The 15,108-nt window shown below is 66.5% G+C and carries 13 protein-coding genes; 8 read left to right on the plus strand and 5 right to left on the minus strand.

Annotated features, from left to right (window positions below):
- Positions 1-193: 193 nt before the first annotated feature.
- Positions 194-1,426, minus strand: coding sequence for a DNA polymerase IV (dinB, locus tag QRM96_RS03210; protein WP_285318321.1), 1,233 nt, complete (start codon positions 1,424-1,426; stop codon positions 194-196).
- 105 nt (positions 1,427-1,531) lie between these two features.
- Here dinB and QRM96_RS03215 point away from each other — a divergent pair, with 105 nt between their 5' ends.
- Together QRM96_RS03215 and QRM96_RS03220 are read left to right on the plus strand one after the other, a co-directional pair.
- Positions 1,532-2,056: a hypothetical protein gene (locus QRM96_RS03215; protein WP_018763542.1), complete on the plus strand. Its 525-nt coding sequence runs from the start codon at positions 1,532-1,534 to the stop codon at positions 2,054-2,056.
- Positions 2,053-3,147, plus strand: coding sequence for a polyprenyl synthetase family protein (locus tag QRM96_RS03220; RefSeq protein ID WP_285318322.1), 1,095 nt, complete (start codon positions 2,053-2,055; stop codon positions 3,145-3,147). Before QRM96_RS03215 ends, QRM96_RS03220 begins: the two co-directional genes overlap by 4 nt.
- 9 nt (positions 3,148-3,156) lie before the next feature.
- Here the strand turns inward: QRM96_RS03220 and QRM96_RS03225 are convergent, their stop codons facing one another.
- Positions 3,157-3,510, minus strand: coding sequence for an Rv2175c family DNA-binding protein (locus QRM96_RS03225; protein WP_026265088.1), 354 nt, complete (start codon positions 3,508-3,510; stop codon positions 3,157-3,159).
- Between the two features lie 248 nt (positions 3,511-3,758).
- Here QRM96_RS03225 and QRM96_RS03230 point away from each other — a divergent pair, with 248 nt between their 5' ends.
- Positions 3,759-5,165, plus strand: coding sequence for a lytic transglycosylase domain-containing protein (locus QRM96_RS03230; protein ID WP_285318324.1), 1,407 nt, complete (start codon positions 3,759-3,761; stop codon positions 5,163-5,165).
- Positions 5,166-5,273: 108 nt separating this feature from the next.
- A complete protein-coding gene (gene pknB, locus QRM96_RS03235) occupies positions 5,274-7,373 on the plus strand; it encodes a Stk1 family PASTA domain-containing Ser/Thr kinase (protein WP_285318325.1) in 2,100 nt (699 codons plus the stop codon).
- Between the two features lie 35 nt (positions 7,374-7,408).
- Here pknB and QRM96_RS03240 read toward each other — a convergent pair whose 3' ends face one another.
- Complete coding sequence (locus tag QRM96_RS03240) at positions 7,409-8,803, minus strand: class II 3-deoxy-7-phosphoheptulonate synthase (protein ID WP_018763537.1); 1,395 nt, start codon at positions 8,801-8,803, stop codon at positions 7,409-7,411.
- A gap of 91 nt (positions 8,804-8,894) precedes the next feature.
- The gene (locus QRM96_RS03245) at positions 8,895-9,719 is read right to left on the minus strand and encodes a lysophospholipid acyltransferase family protein (RefSeq protein ID WP_285318327.1); all 825 of its coding nucleotides are present in this window, start codon (positions 9,717-9,719) and stop codon (positions 8,895-8,897) included.
- A 111-nt stretch (positions 9,720-9,830) separates the two neighbouring features.
- On the opposite strand from QRM96_RS03245, the gene QRM96_RS03250 reads away from it, so the two are divergent.
- The 3 genes from QRM96_RS03250 to QRM96_RS03260 are packed head-to-tail and all read left to right on the plus strand — an operon-like array spanning position 9,831 to position 11,966.
- On the plus strand, positions 9,831-10,619 hold the full coding sequence (locus QRM96_RS03250; protein ID WP_018763535.1) for an alpha/beta hydrolase: 789 nt from the start codon (positions 9,831-9,833) through the stop codon (positions 10,617-10,619).
- Positions 10,616-11,425, plus strand: coding sequence for an alpha/beta hydrolase (locus tag QRM96_RS03255; protein ID WP_285318329.1), 810 nt, complete (start codon positions 10,616-10,618; stop codon positions 11,423-11,425). Before QRM96_RS03250 ends, QRM96_RS03255 begins: the two co-directional genes overlap by 4 nt.
- Positions 11,412-11,966: a hypothetical protein gene (locus QRM96_RS03260; RefSeq protein WP_285318330.1), complete on the plus strand. Its 555-nt coding sequence runs from the start codon at positions 11,412-11,414 to the stop codon at positions 11,964-11,966. The genes QRM96_RS03255 and QRM96_RS03260 overlap by 14 nt, the downstream gene beginning before the upstream one ends.
- A gap of 18 nt (positions 11,967-11,984) precedes the next feature.
- On the opposite strand, the gene QRM96_RS03265 is transcribed toward QRM96_RS03260, so the two are convergent.
- Positions 11,985-13,076, minus strand: a complete 1,092-nt coding sequence (locus QRM96_RS03265; RefSeq protein ID WP_285318331.1) for an ROK family glucokinase — start codon at positions 13,074-13,076, stop codon at positions 11,985-11,987.
- Positions 13,077-13,247: 171 nt separating this feature from the next.
- Here QRM96_RS03265 and QRM96_RS03270 point away from each other — a divergent pair, with 171 nt between their 5' ends.
- Positions 13,248-15,056 (plus strand): AMP-dependent synthetase/ligase, encoded by a 1,809-nt coding sequence (locus QRM96_RS03270; protein ID WP_018763531.1) that lies wholly within the window; start codon positions 13,248-13,250, stop codon positions 15,054-15,056.
- The last annotated feature ends 52 nt before the right edge of the window (positions 15,057-15,108 follow it).

Here is a 15,108-nt window from a genome sequence, read left to right on the forward strand (position 1 = left end):
CCCCTAGAACGTCTGCTGTAGCTGGAAAGTTCCCGTCCGGCCGGCGGCGGCCAAGACGGGAACCTTACATGCAGTCGCGGGGGCGGGAGCATGTCCAAGAGGGTCCGGCAGTAAGTCCATTCACTCGAAAACTATGTATATCCAAGGATAGATTGTTGAGGCCTGATCTGAAAGACGGCAATGACTTCGGCGGTCAGGCCGGACCTGCCGTTCCGTCCCCTGAAGGGATGTCCGGCTCCATCAGGCGTGCGGGCAGGACAGACTTGCTGCCAAACCTGCGCGTTACCTCGTCCAGCGCCTGCTCGGCGGCCCGCCAGTTCTCATCCCTGCGGTCGATGCTCAGCTGCAGCGAGGTCCGCGCCGCTTCCTCAAGCTGTTCGGCCCGAACCCCCACGAGCCGCACGGTCATTGCCCTGGTTCCAAGGGACTCCAACAGCTGGAGTACCACCGCATAGATCAGCTGGGCGCTGTCGACCGGGGTGTGGACCGTCCTGCTGCGGGTGATGGTGGAGAAGTCTGCAAACCGGAGCTTCAAGGCTACGGTCCGCGCCACCATGCCCGAGCTGCGCAGCCGGGTCGCCGTCCGGTGGGACAGCCGGAGCAGTTCCCGCCTCAGGAGCGCGTCGTCGGCCGTATCCACGGCGAACGTCTCTTCCGCCCCGATGCTCTTTTCCAGCCGCACCGGGGTCACGGGACGGGGGTCAATGCCCCAGGCGAGCTGGTGCACGTGTTCCCCGGCGGCGCCGAGGACCTTCTTTAACGAGGAGACCGGGGTTGCCGCGACGTCGGCCACGGTCTTGATGCCCATGTTCGCCAGCGCCTCACCCGTCTTGGCGCCGACGCCCCACAGTGCGCCAACCGGGAGGCTGTGGAGGTACGGAACGGTTTCGTCGGGCCCAATCATCAGGAGCCCGTCGGGCTTGCACCGGGTGGAGGCGATCTTGGCCACGAACTTCGTTTCCGCTATCCCCACCGAGGCGGTGATCCCCAGCTCCGCGGCCACCCTGCGCCGGATCAGCTCCCCGATCCCCCGGGGCGGCCCCAGCCGGCGCAGCGCACCGGTGACGTCAAGGAAGGCTTCGTCAACACTCAACGGCTCCACGAGCCCGGTGATGGATTCGAAAATCGCCATCAGCTGCCCGGAGACCTCGTAGTAGAGCTTGTGCCGGGGTTCAATCACCACGGCCTGCGGGCACATCCGCATCGCCACGGCCATGGGCATCGCAGACTTCACTCCAAAAGCCCGGGCTTCATAGGAACCCGACAGGACCACGGACCGTTCCCCCGGGAAGCCAACGATCACGGGCTTGCCGCGGAGTTCGGGGCGGGTACGGAGTTCGACAGAGACAAAGAAGGCATCCATGTCCACATGCATGATGCAGGAACGCCGGCGGCCCGGAAGGGGCGCGGCGGCTGGCTGGTTCATACCTGCGGGCACCACGGCTGCAATCCTATCGGTTTGCGCCGCCCCCTCCGGAGGCTGGCTAAACTGGAGGCTGATTCCGCCCACAACACCAGGAGGAAAGTCTCTGTGACGGTTATTGGAAACTTCAAGCCAGCTGGCCTGGCCGCGCTTGCCGCCGTCGGGGTCCTCGCCCTTGCCGCGTGCAGCCAAGCCCCGTCAGGCCAGGCAGAGTCCTCCCAGACCGCTTCCATTGCCGCCACGCAGTCCACCCTCACGGCCTCGCCCAGCCCGTCGGCATCCCCCAACACGTCGGCAACGGTCGGCGCCGTCGTCGAAGGGTTTCCCCAGCAGCTTCTTCCCCTGATGACCGGGGCCACGGTAGTGTCCAGCAGCTTTGACAAGGCATCCACCCCGGCAACGGCCGCGCTGGTGGGCACGGTATCGGCTCCCACCAGCGCCGTCATCGACTTCTACACCAAGGCCCTAGAAGGCCAGGGCTTCAAGGCGGTGCCAGGCGATACCGTGGGCGGGGTTGCTTCCAAGGACTTCGTCCGTGGCGACAATGAGACCGTGAACCTCGCGGTGGTGGAGGCTTCCGGCGTTTCCACGTTTACGATCGGCGCGAACGTCGCAGCTGAGTCGGCCAAGTGACGGCCGCGGAGCAGCTGAGGAATGAACAGGCAGACTTCGTGGCGGGAGTTGCCGGCGAACTGACCGGCTTCCTGACCCAGCGACAGTCCATCATGTCCGGCATCTCGCCGGACATCGAGCCCATCATGGGCTCCATCTCGAACCTGGTCACCGGCGGCAAGCGCCTGCGGGCGCTCATGTGCTACTGGGGCTGGCGCGGCGCCGGCGGGGAGGCCGGAGCCAGCCAGATTGTGACGGCAGGTGCCGCACTGGAACTGTTCCAGGCCGCGGCCCTGATCCACGATGACATCATCGACCGTTCGGACACCCGGCGTGGCGGTCCCAGCGTGCACCGGCGTTTCAGCCAGCTGCATACCGCGCAGGGCTGGGCCCTGGACGGCGAACGCTTCGGCCAGGCAGCAGCCATCCTTGCCGGCGACCTTTGCCTGTCCTTCAGCGAGGAAGCGTTCACCGACATCGGCGAGCGTGCAGCCTCAGGCAGCAGGGCACGGCTGATCTTCAACCTCATGCGCGCCGAGGTAATGGCCGGACAGTACCTGGACATCCTTGAGGAAGTGGCAGGGCCGGTCCGGGACCGCGCCGGAGCGGTCGGCAGGGCCCAGTCCATCATCCGGTTCAAGAGCGCCAAGTACTCCACCGAACATCCGCTGGCACTGGGCGGAGCCTTGGCTGGAGCGTCCGACGAGCTGCTCCGCGGCTACTCGGCGTTCGCCCTGCCGCTCGGCGAAGCATTCCAGCTCCGCGACGACGTCCTTGGGGTATTCGGCGATCCGCTGACCACGGGCAAGCCCGCGGGGGACGATTTAAGGGAGGGCAAGCGCACGGTCCTGGTGGCGCTGGCCCTGGACCAGGCATCACCCGCGGAGTCGGCCTTTATCGACGCCAGCCTCGGCAGCCCCGATCTTTCCGAGGCGGACATCCTCGACATCAGGCGGATCATCGAGAATTCCGGCGCGCTGCAGGCTACGGAGGTCCTGATCGGGGAATTCGGTGCTGCGGCATTTGATGCCCTCGAGGAACTCGAACTGGAAGACCTGCCCAAGACCGCCCTGCGGAGGCTGGCTGAAGCAACCGTCAGCCGAGCCTCCTAAAGCGGCAATTTACCAGGCGAGAGTTTGGGCCCTGCGCCTGATTTCCGTCTTGCGGCCTTCCCGCAATGCATCAATAGGGCGGCCGCGCAATGATTCATCGGCGGTAAACAGCCACACAATGAGGTCTTCATCCGAATAACCTGCATCGGAGAGCACCACAATGGTGCCCTTAAGGCTGTCCACTACCTGGCCATCCTGGATGAATTCTGCGGGAACCGAACGGATCTTCCGCTCCCCAACCCGCACCGCGGCCAAAGCATGGTCGTCAATCAGGCCATGGACCTTCGTGACGGAAACATCCAACAAACGTGCGACGTCGGGCAGCGGCAACCACTCGCCCACCAGGTTTTCTACATTACTCACGGACCAAGGTTGCCACGCTGCGTACCTTGTCGCCTAGTCGGGGCAATTCATTTGCCTGGCCGCCCCGGGACACTCCATGAAAGTGGCCATTCCGGGCATTCTCCGGCTTCTTGTGCTAATCGCAAATTCGTGAGAGATTCACTTTGATCACAGTTGTAACACGAATAACTTAAGTCACAGTAGTATCAAGATTGACAGCGGCATCCCCGCCCGCGTCCGCGCCCGCAGTTGAGAAGAGGATTCTTTCCATGTCGATGTCCCGCTCGCCCAAGCAGCCCCCCAAGCCGAGCCTGCCGATGATTGCCGCCACCACCGCGGCACTGCCAGCGGTTGTCCTGTCATCCTTGGCCCTTGCCCAACCCGCAGCGGCAGCGCAGCCGGTACGCACCATTCCCAGCAGCCTTGCAGCGGCCATGAAAGCCCAGGCAGCTGCCCAGGTTTCCGGCGCGGTCATCCCCGCCTCTTCTGTCTCCACCACCATTCCGGCCACCCTGCAGCCCGCACAGCCGGCGCCCCCTGCGGAGTACACCATCGTCCGGGGCGACACCGTGAGCGCGATCGCCGGCCGCTTCGGACTGGACACAGGGGAAATCCTCAAGCTGAACAACCTCCAGCCGAACACCATCATTTACCCCGGCCAGAAGATCAAACTGTCCGGCTCGGCAGCACCGGCAGCCCCCTCGCCGGCTCCGGCAGCGCAGGCTCCGGCATCACCGGCAGCCCCGGGCGGCGCAACCTATACGGTGAAGCCTGGAGACACCTTGGGTGCCATTGCCGCGCGGCACAATGTGGGCCTCTCCGACGTCTTTGCCTGGAACAACCTGTCGATGCGCTCCATCATCTACCCGGGCCAGAAGATCAAGGTCAGCGCCGGAAACGCCGCTCCCGCCCCTGCTGCACCGGCACCGGCGGCTCCCGCCCCGGCTGCTCCTGCACCCGCCTTGGCCGTCACGTCCGCTCCGGCCTCCGGTTCCTACACGATCAAGGCCGGTGACACCCTCTCAGCCATTGCCTCCCGGCACGGGGTCAAGTTGTCGGACCTGCTCTCCGCGAACCAGTTGAGCATGACCACCGTCATCTACCCCGGCAGCAAACTGGTCATCCCCGGCGGCGCCGGACAGGCAGGCCCGCAGCCCGCCCCCGCAGCCCCGCAGCCTGCCCCCGCTCCCCTGGTCCCCAGCACCTTCCTCGGCTTCAGCTACCCGGCAGCGGTCGTGAGTTCGGCCAACGAGAACAAAGCCCTCCTCAACGCGTCCCCCGTCCCTTCGAGGGATGAAATGAAGAACATCGTGGCGGATACCGCCCGTCGAATGGGCGTGGATACTTCGCTGGCCCTCGCCTTTGCCTACCAGGAGTCAGGCTTCAACCAGCGGGCCGTGTCACCGGCGAACGCGATCGGAACCATGCAGGTCATTCCCAGCTCCGGGCAGTGGGCATCCGACTTGGTCGGGCGCAAGCTGAACCTGCTCGACCCTTACGACAACGCGACGGCAGGCATCGCCATCCTTCGCCAGTTGCTGGCAACCAGCAAGGACCAGGACACGGCCATCGCCGGGTACTACCAAGGCCAGTACTCGGTGAGCAAGTACGGAATGTACGACGACACCAAGGCCTACGTAGCCGCTATCAAGGCAAACCAGAAAAACTACAGCTGAGCCCCCGGGCATCACCGGCTCCGGATGAAACACCGCGGGTCCGAACCGTTACCGGTTCGGACCCGCTTCCGTTTCGGATGCCTTTTGCCGCGGGATTAGGATCGTAAGGTGCAGGAACACGTGACAGACCCCCTTGCAGGGACACTGGTGGACAACCGCTACGCAGTGGCCTCCAGACTCGCCCGCGGCGGAATGTCCACCGTCTACCTGGCCGTCGACCAGAGGCTGGACCGCGAAGTGGCGCTCAAGGTGCTCCACCCGCACCTCGCCGCCGACGAAAGCTTCCTTGGCAGGCTTGGCCGCGAAGCGAAGGCCGCCGCGCGCCTCTCGCACCCGCACGTGGTGGGTGTCCTGGACCAGGGCAACGACGGCAACACCGCCTACCTCGTCATGGAGTACATCAAGGGCCACACGCTTCGGGACGTCCTCAGGGAACGGGGCGCCCTCTCGCCGCGGCTGGCGCTGGCCCTGATCGATCCCGTGGTGGAGGGCCTGGGAGCCGCGCACGCAGCAGGCTTCATCCACCGGGACGTCAAGCCGGAGAATGTCCTGATCGCCGATGACGGCAGGATAAAGATTGGCGATTTCGGCCTGGCCCGCGCGGTCACCAGTTCCACCAGCACCGGTGCGCTGATCGGCACCGTCGCCTATATCTCCCCCGAGCTGGTCCTGGGCCAACCGGCGGACGAGCGCAGCGATGTCTATTCCGTGGGCATCACGTTGTACGAAATGCTGACGGGGCGGCAGCCGTTCGAGGGTGACGTCCCCATCCAGGTCGCCTACCAGCATGTCAACGGAACGGTCGGGCCGCCGTCGGCCTTGGTTCCCGGCCTCGCAGCGGAAGTCGATGAGCTGGTGCAGTGGTGCACCGCCAATGATCCGGAAAACCGGCCGGTCGACGGCAATGCGCTGCTCCAGGAGCTGCGCCACATCCGGACCAACCTCACGGATGCCGAACTTGACCTGCAGCCGCCCGCAGCTGCAGCAGCAACGGCCCAGCACCAGACCGAGGTCCTGGCCCGCGCCAGCAATCCCACAACGCTGATCCCCCCCGCACGGCCGGCTGCCCCCGGCTATCCCCCCGGACGGCAACCGCTGCAGCAGGACAGCACGGACGGCGGGGCTGCTACGGAAGCCCTGATGTTCCACTCCAGGCGGCCGGACCTCGCACTTCCCGACGACGCCGACGACGCCGACGACGCCTGGACTGCGCCGCCGCCCCGGCTCAGCAAGCGGGCGCAGCGCCGGTCGGACAGGGAGGACGAAAAGGTCCGCGCGCGGGCGGCCGCCACTCCGGCGCGGACACTCCGGGAGGGCAACCCCCGCCGACGCGGCATCGTGTGGATTGTCGTGCTTATTGTTGCCGCCCTGCTGGCCACGGGCGCCGGATGGTTTTTCGGCATGGGACCAGGCGCCGCGGCCGAGGTGCCGGCCGTCGCCAATAAAACGGTGGCGCAGGCCCAGCAGCTGCTCAACGGGGTGGGTTTCCATTCCACCACCAGCGATGTCTTCGATGACCAGGTGCCCACCGGGCTGGTGGTGGGCAGCGATCCGTCCGCCGGAACGGAGATCCGGAAATTCCAACCGGTCTCCCTGCTGGTCTCGAAGGGACCGCAGCTCTTCCCCCTGCCCAAACTCACGGGCGCGACCCTGACGGACGCGAAGAACGCCCTCAACGCAGCCCAAATGGCGCTGGGCCCGGTCAACGAACAGTATGACGACCAAACCGCGGCCGGCACGGTGCTCTCGCAAAATCCGGCGGCCGGCACTCCCGCCCGGCACGGCACGCCCGTGGAGATGGTGGTATCCAGGGGACCGCAGCCGATCCCCGTTCCCTCCGTCGTGGGCAAAGCCAAGGACGACGCCGTCGCCGCGATCAAGGCCGCGGGGCTCACTGCCGACACATCACCCGATGCGGTGTTCGACAAATCCGTTCCCGAGGGCGCCGTGGTCAGCCAGACTCCGGCCACCGGGACACTGACCCGCGGCGGGACGGTCACCCTGACCCTTTCCAAGGGGCCAAAGATGGTGGATGTCCCCAGCTTCATCGGCAAGCAGGCTGCAGACGCGCGGAAGGCCTTGGAAGCGCTGGGCTTCCAGGTCCGGGTCAACAACATCCTCGGCGGCTTCTTCGGCACCGTCCGGGACCAGGAACCGGTGAACCGGAAGGTCCCGGAGGGTTCCGTCATCACCATCACCGTGGTGTAGGAGGTTGGGGCCGGCAGTGCCGGCCCCAACCTGGCCTAGTTCTTGGCGAGGGCCCCGGCGACGAGGAACGCCATTTCCAGCGACTGCATATGGTTCAGGCGGGGATCGCACACGGATTCATAGCGGTCCAGGAAGGCATCCTGGTCGATCGGGTCCGCGCCGCCCAGGCACTCGGCCACATCGTCGCCGGTCATCTCCACGTGCAGGCCGCCCGGTACCGTGCCCAACCCGTGGTGCACTTCGAAGAAGCCGCGCACTTCGTCGATGACGTCGTCGAAATTGCGCGTCTTGTAGCCGTTGGGCGACGTGACGGTGTTGCCGTGCATGGGGTCGGTGACCCACAGCACCTGGGCACCGGACGCTGTGACCTTCTCGACGACGGCAGGCAGCTTCTCGCGGATGTTGCCGGCACCCATGCGGGTGATGAAGGTCAGGCGGCCGGGCTCGCGGTCAGGGTCCAGCTTGTCGATCAGGCGCAGGGCGTCATCACCGGTGGTGGACGGGCCGAGCTTGACCCCGATGGGGTTGCGCACCCGCGAGAGGAAGTCGACGTGTGCGTGGTCCAGTTCCCGGGTGCGCTCCCCGATCCACAAGAAGTGGGCCGAGGTGTCGTAGGGGAAACCGGTGCGGGAGTCGATGCGCGTCAGGGCGCGCTCGTAATCAAGCAGCAATGCCTCGTGGCTGGCGAAGAACTCCACCCGCTTGAGGGCTTCGAAGTCGGCGCCGCAGGAATCCATGAATTTGATGGCGCGGTCGATGTCCCGGGCCAGTGACTCGTAGCGCGCGTGGGCCGGGTTTTCGGTGAACCCCTTGTTCCACTGGTGTACCGAGCGGAGGTCCGCGAATCCACCCTGGGTGAAGGCCCGGATGAGGTTCAGGGTGGACGCCGAGGTGTGGTAGGCGCGGAGCATCCTGGCGGCGTCATGGCCGCGGGACTCGGGCGTGAAATCGTAGCCGTTGACAATGTCGCCGCGGTAGGCGGGAAGCGTGACGCCGTCGCGGGTTTCGTCGTTTGAGGAACGGGGCTTGGCGAACTGGCCCGCCATCCTGCCCATCTTGATGACCGGCATTGCCGCCCCGTATGTGAGCACCACCGCCATCTGCAGAATGGTCTTGACGCGGGCGCTGATCTTGTCCGCCGTGGCGGCCTCGAACGTTTCGGCGCAGTCGCCGCCCTGCAGCAGGAAGGCCTTGCCCTGGGCCGCGGCGGCGAGCCGCTCGCGCAGCACGTCCACTTCACCGGCGAAAACCAGCGGGGGGAGGACGGAAAGTTCCTTTACCGAGGCCTCGAAGACGCCGCGGTCCTGCCAGCTGGGCTGCTGCGAGATGGGAAGGTCCCGCCAATTGTCGAGTCCGGGATAGTTGGCCGCCCCGCTCTGGGCGGTACTGGACAGCGAAAAGGCAGGTTTTGCGGATAGCTCAGTCACCATCTAAGACTAGCGTCCGGGCGGGACCGGCGGGCACAGCGTCGTCACTCAGCCCGGCACCGGCGTCATAACAGCACAGGAAAGCCCAGTGCTGTTACTTGGCGGCGGATGTCCCGGCGTCGTCCTCCGGGGCCGGAGTGCCTTCCGCCGGGGCCATCGGGCCGCTGCCTTGGACGAACTCGCCGTCGGCGGCGACCGGCGCGGCCAGTGGCTCGGCTGCCGCCTGAGGTTTCACGGGCTTGCCGGCAAGCCGCAGCTTGACCACGGCGGCGTACTCGTCCACGTACTCCTGGCCGGACAGCCGCATCAGGTTGGTCATGATCTCGTCGGTGACAAGCCGCTGCACGGTGCGGTCTTCCGCCTGGTCGCGGTATTGGCTGAAATCCAGCGGCTCGCCGAAAATCATGCCGATCCTGCGGATGTTGGGCAGCCGCTTGCCGATGGGCTGGACTTTGTCGGTGCCGATCATGGCCACCGGAATGACGGGAACTCCCGCCTGCAGCGCCAGCCGGGCCACACCCACTTTCCCGCGGTACAACCGGGCGTCCGGGCTGCGCGTGCCCTCGGGGTAGATGCCCAGCAGGCCGCCGGAGGTGAGCACGTCCATCCCGGCGTTCAGGGACGCCGCCGAGGCCGCACCGCCGGACCGGTCCATGGGCAGCTGGTTGGTCAGGCGGAAGAACGCCGCCGTCAACCTGCCCTTGATCCCGGTTCCCGTGAAGTATTCCGACTTTGCCAGGAACACCACCGGGCGGCGGACCATGAGCGGCATGAAGATGGAATCCGAGAATGACAGGTGGTTGGAGGCGATAATGGCGGCCCCCTGCGCAGGGATGTTGTCCAGGCCCTTGACCCACGGCCGGAAAAGCATCTTGATCACCGGACCGAGGAAGATCCTTTTCATGACCCAATAGAACACGTGGCGAACCTCTCCGGAAGGCGGCTTCCAGCCCCGGCGTCGGGCCTGGCCAGCGATTCAATGCAACCCTACTCTAGTGAGATTTGGCAGGAACAGTGACACGATGGAGTCATGACTGAAAGCAGCACCCCGCCCCGTCCGGCCGCTTTCAGCTATCCAGGTCACGGCCCCAATGCGCGGATTGGCATCGCCATCTGCCACGGGTTCACCGGCAGCCCGCTAAGCGTGCTGCCGTGGGCAACCCACTTGGCGGACCAGGGATACGCGGTGTCCGTTCCCCTGTTGCCGGGACATGGGACCCACTGGCGCCAGCTCGCCCGAACAGGGTGGCAGGACTGGTACCGCAGTTACGAGGAAGCCTTCCTGGATCTTTCCGCGCGGACGGAAATGACGTTTACCGCCGGCCTCTCCATGGGCGGTGCGATCGCCCTGCTTGCGGCCTCCCGCCACCACGCTGCGGGGGTCACCATCGTCAACCCGGGCCTGAGCTTCTATGACCGCCGGGTGCGCGTGATCGGTGTCCTCAAGTACTTCCAGCGGACCACGATTCCCATCCAGGAGGACCAGCCTACGGCGGCGGCAACGGACGACGGCGACTATTCGCGGACTCCGTTGGCGGCCGTGCATGAGCTCAAGAAGCTCTTTGGCGCCGCAATCCGCGGGCTGCCGAAAGTGGACGCCCCGGTCCAGGTCTTCAAATCGCGGACGGACGCCGTGGTCCCGCCATCATCCCTGGCCCTCCTGGAGAAAGGGCTGCGGGGAAACCTCGCCGAGGTGGTGGAGCTTGCCAGCAGCGGACATGTGGCTACTCTGGACGTGGACGCGCCCGCGATCTTCGAGAAATCGGAAGCATTCGTCGCCGCCCACGCCCGCCGCACCAGTACCTTGGAGACCCCATGACCTCCGGCCCCGACCACAGCCCCTTCTCCAGTGCCTTCAGCGGCGAGGGTCCCCGCACCGGAATCGTCCTGTCCCATGGCTTCACGGGAAGCCCGCATGGTTTGCGCGCCTGGGCCACGGCGTTCGCCGAGGCCGGGTTCGCCGTCCGGATGCCGCTGCTTCCGGGCCACGGCACGACGTGGCAGGACCTCTCGCGGACCCGCTGGCAGCAATGGCACAGCGCCCTCGATGAAGCGTTCCTCGAGCTGGACTCCCAGTGCGACCGGGTTTTCGCTGCCGGGCTGAGCATGGGCGGTGCCCTGGCGCTGAGGATTGCCGCAACCAGGCCGGTGGCGGGAGTGGTCCTGGTGAACCCCGGCCTGGTGGTCGACGACCCCCGCGCGCCGCTGGCGGGCATCCTGAAGCTGGTCCTGAAGAGCACCCCGTCGATCGGCAACGACATCCTCAAAGCCGGCGTGGATGAGGGCGCCTACGCACGCACCCCGGTGGCCGCCGCCCACGAACTCAACAAGATGTTCAAGGACACCGTCCGGCTCCTCCCCCGGATCACCGCCCCGGTCCAGGTGTACCGGTCAACCGTGGACCATGTGGTGTCCGATGCCAGCATGGCTGTCCTTCGGCGCGGGCTGGCGAACGCACCCCTGGACGTGGTCCGGCTGGAAAACAGTTACCACGTCGCCACCCTGGACAACGACGCAGATCTGATTTTCGAGGGCTCGGTGGATTTCATTCGGCGGGTCCTGAACGCCGCGCCCACGGCCAGTCCCGCCGCTGCTGGGCAGGAGGGCCGCCATGAACAGGCATGACCCGGGCCAGCCGGATCCGGGGGCCAGCCAGGATGACGCCGTCTGGCTGGACCTGGTGGCACGGCTCGAATCGGACACCGTGGCAACGCGCCCTGATACCCCGGCAGGCGGCCAGCTGCCACCGTCCGGGAAGGTGTCCGGAGCGCCGGAAACCCACCAGCCGCCGTCGTTCCAGGACTTCGACCCCCTGGGGCTGGCCGGGATGCCGGCGGCGGAGCGCCAGGCGGCAGCCGCCGGCGGGACGGGCACGGAGCCTGCCGGCCCGTCCGAGGGACCCCGCGACTATGAGGTTGACGACGACGGCGGTGAGTTCGTGCCCGAGGAGCCGCCCAGCCTGGCCGGCACCGATCCGCTGACCGTGCTGGCGTGGCTGGGAGCCGTGGGCGGACCGGTGGCGCTGCTGTTGTCGGCAATGTTCTGGCGGTCGGCACCCCTGCTGGCGATCGTCGGCATTGTTGCCGTCTTCGTGCTCGCGACCGTGTACCTGATCATGAAGCTGCCGCAGGAAAAGAACGGCGACGACGACGGCGCGAGGGTCTAGCAGGGCTCGCCGGCCAGGTCAGCTGCGGACGCGGCTGCTGACGCGGGAGAGGTCGGCTGCGCCGATCAGGCCGGCATTGGGACCCAGGGCCGCCAGTTCGATGGCCGCTTCCGGCCGGAAGCCACGGCCGGTGAGGTTCCGGGAGAACGCCTTGCGGGCCGGCTGCACCAGCAGGTCACCCGCAGAGCACAAGCCCCCGCCGATGACGAACATGCCTGGATCGAGGGCTGCGGCCAGGTTGGCCAGTCCCAGGCCAAGCCATTCGCCCACTTCCTCGATCAGTTCGCGCGAGGCACGGTCGCCTGCCAGGGCCAGTTCCGTGACGATTGCACCCGTGATTGCTTCCGGACGTCCGCCCACGGCCGCCAGCAGGTCCTGGGCTACGGGCGAATTTGCCCGGGCGAGGAGCCGGGCCTCCCGGCCCAGGGCGTTGCCCGATGCGTATTGTTCCCAGCATCCGCGGTTGCCGCACTCGCACCGGTGGCCGCCGGGCATGATGATCTGGTGGCCAAACTCGCCGGCAACTCCGAAGCGGCCGCGTTCCACCCTGCCGCCCATCACCATGGCCCCGCCGATTCCAGTCCCAAGGGTGATGCACACCAGGCGGTCCTCCCCTTGGCCGGCACCGAAGCGCCATTCCGCCCAGGCCGCAGCATCGGCGTCGTTGGTCAGGAGCACGGGACGGCGAAGGAGCCTTTGCAGGTTCTCGCGGAGAGGCTCGTTGCGCCAGGCCAGATGCGGACTGAAGAGGACGGTTCCGCCGGCCAGGTCCATCCACCCTGCGGCGCCGATTCCCACCGACCAGATGCGGTGGCCCCGGCCCAGTTCCTCGACGAGTTCGACAATGACCTGCTCCACCGCCCGCGGGTCGGTGCCAGGCGTGGACCGGCGCGCTTCGCTGAGAATCCGGCCTTCGGCGTCCACAACGCCCGCGGCGACCTTGGTCCCCCCGATATCGATCCCGATGGCCAATCCCTTGCGGCCAAGGCGGAGGTGCCCGCGGACGCCGCCGCCGTGCAACCGTCCGGCGCGCTGGATGGCGGGACGGCGCCGCCAGGGAGCCGGTCTTCCAAGGGGGCCGGCCTGATCGCCGGGCAACGCTCCGTACATAGTCCACCATTCTAGGCGGGCACCGGAATTGTCTTGACATACGCGGGCGCACACGGCTCTCATTGACGGCTAAGTTACTCGCCAGTAGGTTTATGTACTGCACAGTCCCGCCCGGGGTATTAGTCTTTAGGCAACCCCCTGCGCGGGACTTCAGATATCAAAGGAGCTATAGTGCGCGAATTCAGTGTTCCGCCCCTGGTTGTTGTCCCACCCGAATCCAACATCACCGACCTGGTGTTGCGGCAGGCAGGCAAGGCCAGCAATCCGGCACTGTTTTCGCGCCTGGATGCCGGGGGCGCGTGGCAGAACGTTGCCGCCACGGACTTCCTGGCAGATGTCAGAGCCTTGGCCAAGGGCCTGATCGCCAGCGGCGTTGCTGCAGGCGACCGCGTGGGCATCATGTCCCGCACCCGTTACGAGTGGGCACTGGTCGACTTCTCCATCTGGTTCGCCGGTGCAGTGTCGGTCCCCATCTATGAAACGTCGTCCCCGTCCCAAGTCGCCTGGAACCTCGGGGATTCGGGCGCTGTGGCCGCTTTCGGCGAATCCGCGCACCACGAGAACGTCATCCGCCAGGCCGTTACGGCTGAGGGGCTCACCGCCGTGCAGCACGTCTGGCAGCTTGAGGGCCAGGGACTGGACGCGCTCCGCGATGCCGGCCGGGACGTCAGCGATGAAGAACTCGAAAAGCGACGCAGCGCAGCGAACCTTGGCGACGTCGCCACCATCATCTACACCTCCGGAACCACGGGACGGCCCAAGGGCTGCGAGCTGACGCACGGGAACTTCGTGGAGCTCTCGGACAACGCCCTGGCCATCATCGGCGACATCGTCCACGAGAACGCCAAGACCATCATGTTCCTGCCGATGGCCCACGTGTTCGCCCGCTTCATTTCCGTGCTTGCGATGGCCGCCGGCACCACCGTGGCCCACACCCCCGACATCAAGAACCTCCTGGGCGACCTGCAGAGCTACGAGCCCACCTTCATCCTGGCGGTACCGAGGGTCTTCGAGAAGGTCTACAACTCCGCACTGACCAAAGCGGAGGACGGCGGCAAGGGCGCCATCTTCCACCGGGCAGCCGACACCGCCATTGCGTTCTCCAAGGCACGCCAGGACGGACGGGTGGGGCTGGGCCTGAAGTTGCGCCACGCCCTGTTCGACAAACTGGTGTACGGCAAGTTGCGGGCGGCAATGGGCGGACACGTCGCGCACGCCGTGTCCGGCGGCGGCCCCCTGGGCGAGCGGCTGGGTCATTTCTTCCAAGGAATCGGGCTGCAGGTGCTGGAGGGATACGGCCTCACCGAGACCACCGCTCCCATCACGGTCAACACGCCGTCACGGATCAAGATCGGATCGGTGGGCAAGCCGCTGCCGGGCAACGCGGTCAAGATCGCCGACGACGGCGAGATCCTGGCCAAGGGCGTCTGCGTCATGCGGGGCTACTACCGACGGGAGGACCTCACCGGCGAAGCGTTCACCGACGGCTGGTTCCACACCGGAGACATCGGCCGGCTGGACGAGGAAGGCTTCGTATGGATCACCGGGCGGAAGAAGGAGATCATCGTTACCGCCGGCGGCAAGAACGTGATCCCGGCCCTCCTGGAGGACCAGATCCGCGCCGACGCCCTGGTCTCCCAGGTCCTGGTGGTGGGCGACAACAGGCCCTTCATCGGCGCCTTGGTGACCCTGGACCAGGAAGCACTGCCGGGCTGGCTCCAGCGCCACGGCCTTCCAGCGGACACGACGCTCGAGCAGGCCGCGGGCAATCCGGTAGTGAAGGCGGCGGTGCAGGACCTGATCACCGCGGCAAACACGTCGGTCTCGCAGGCCGAAGCCATCAAGTCCTTCCGGATTGTTCCGGCGGACTTCACCGAGGCTTCCGGGCACCTGACCCCTTCCATGAAGGTGAAGCGGGCCCAGGTGATAAAGGACTTCGAAACGGTCATCGAGGAAATGTACTCCGCGCCGCGTTCGTAGCAAGGCGCCGGCAGACGAAGGGGGCCTCCCGTTGCCGGGAGGCCCCCTTCGT

The organism is Pseudarthrobacter sp. lyk4-40-TYG-27 (assembly GCF_030209295.1).
Taxonomy (GTDB): domain Bacteria; phylum Actinomycetota; class Actinomycetes; order Actinomycetales; family Micrococcaceae; genus Arthrobacter.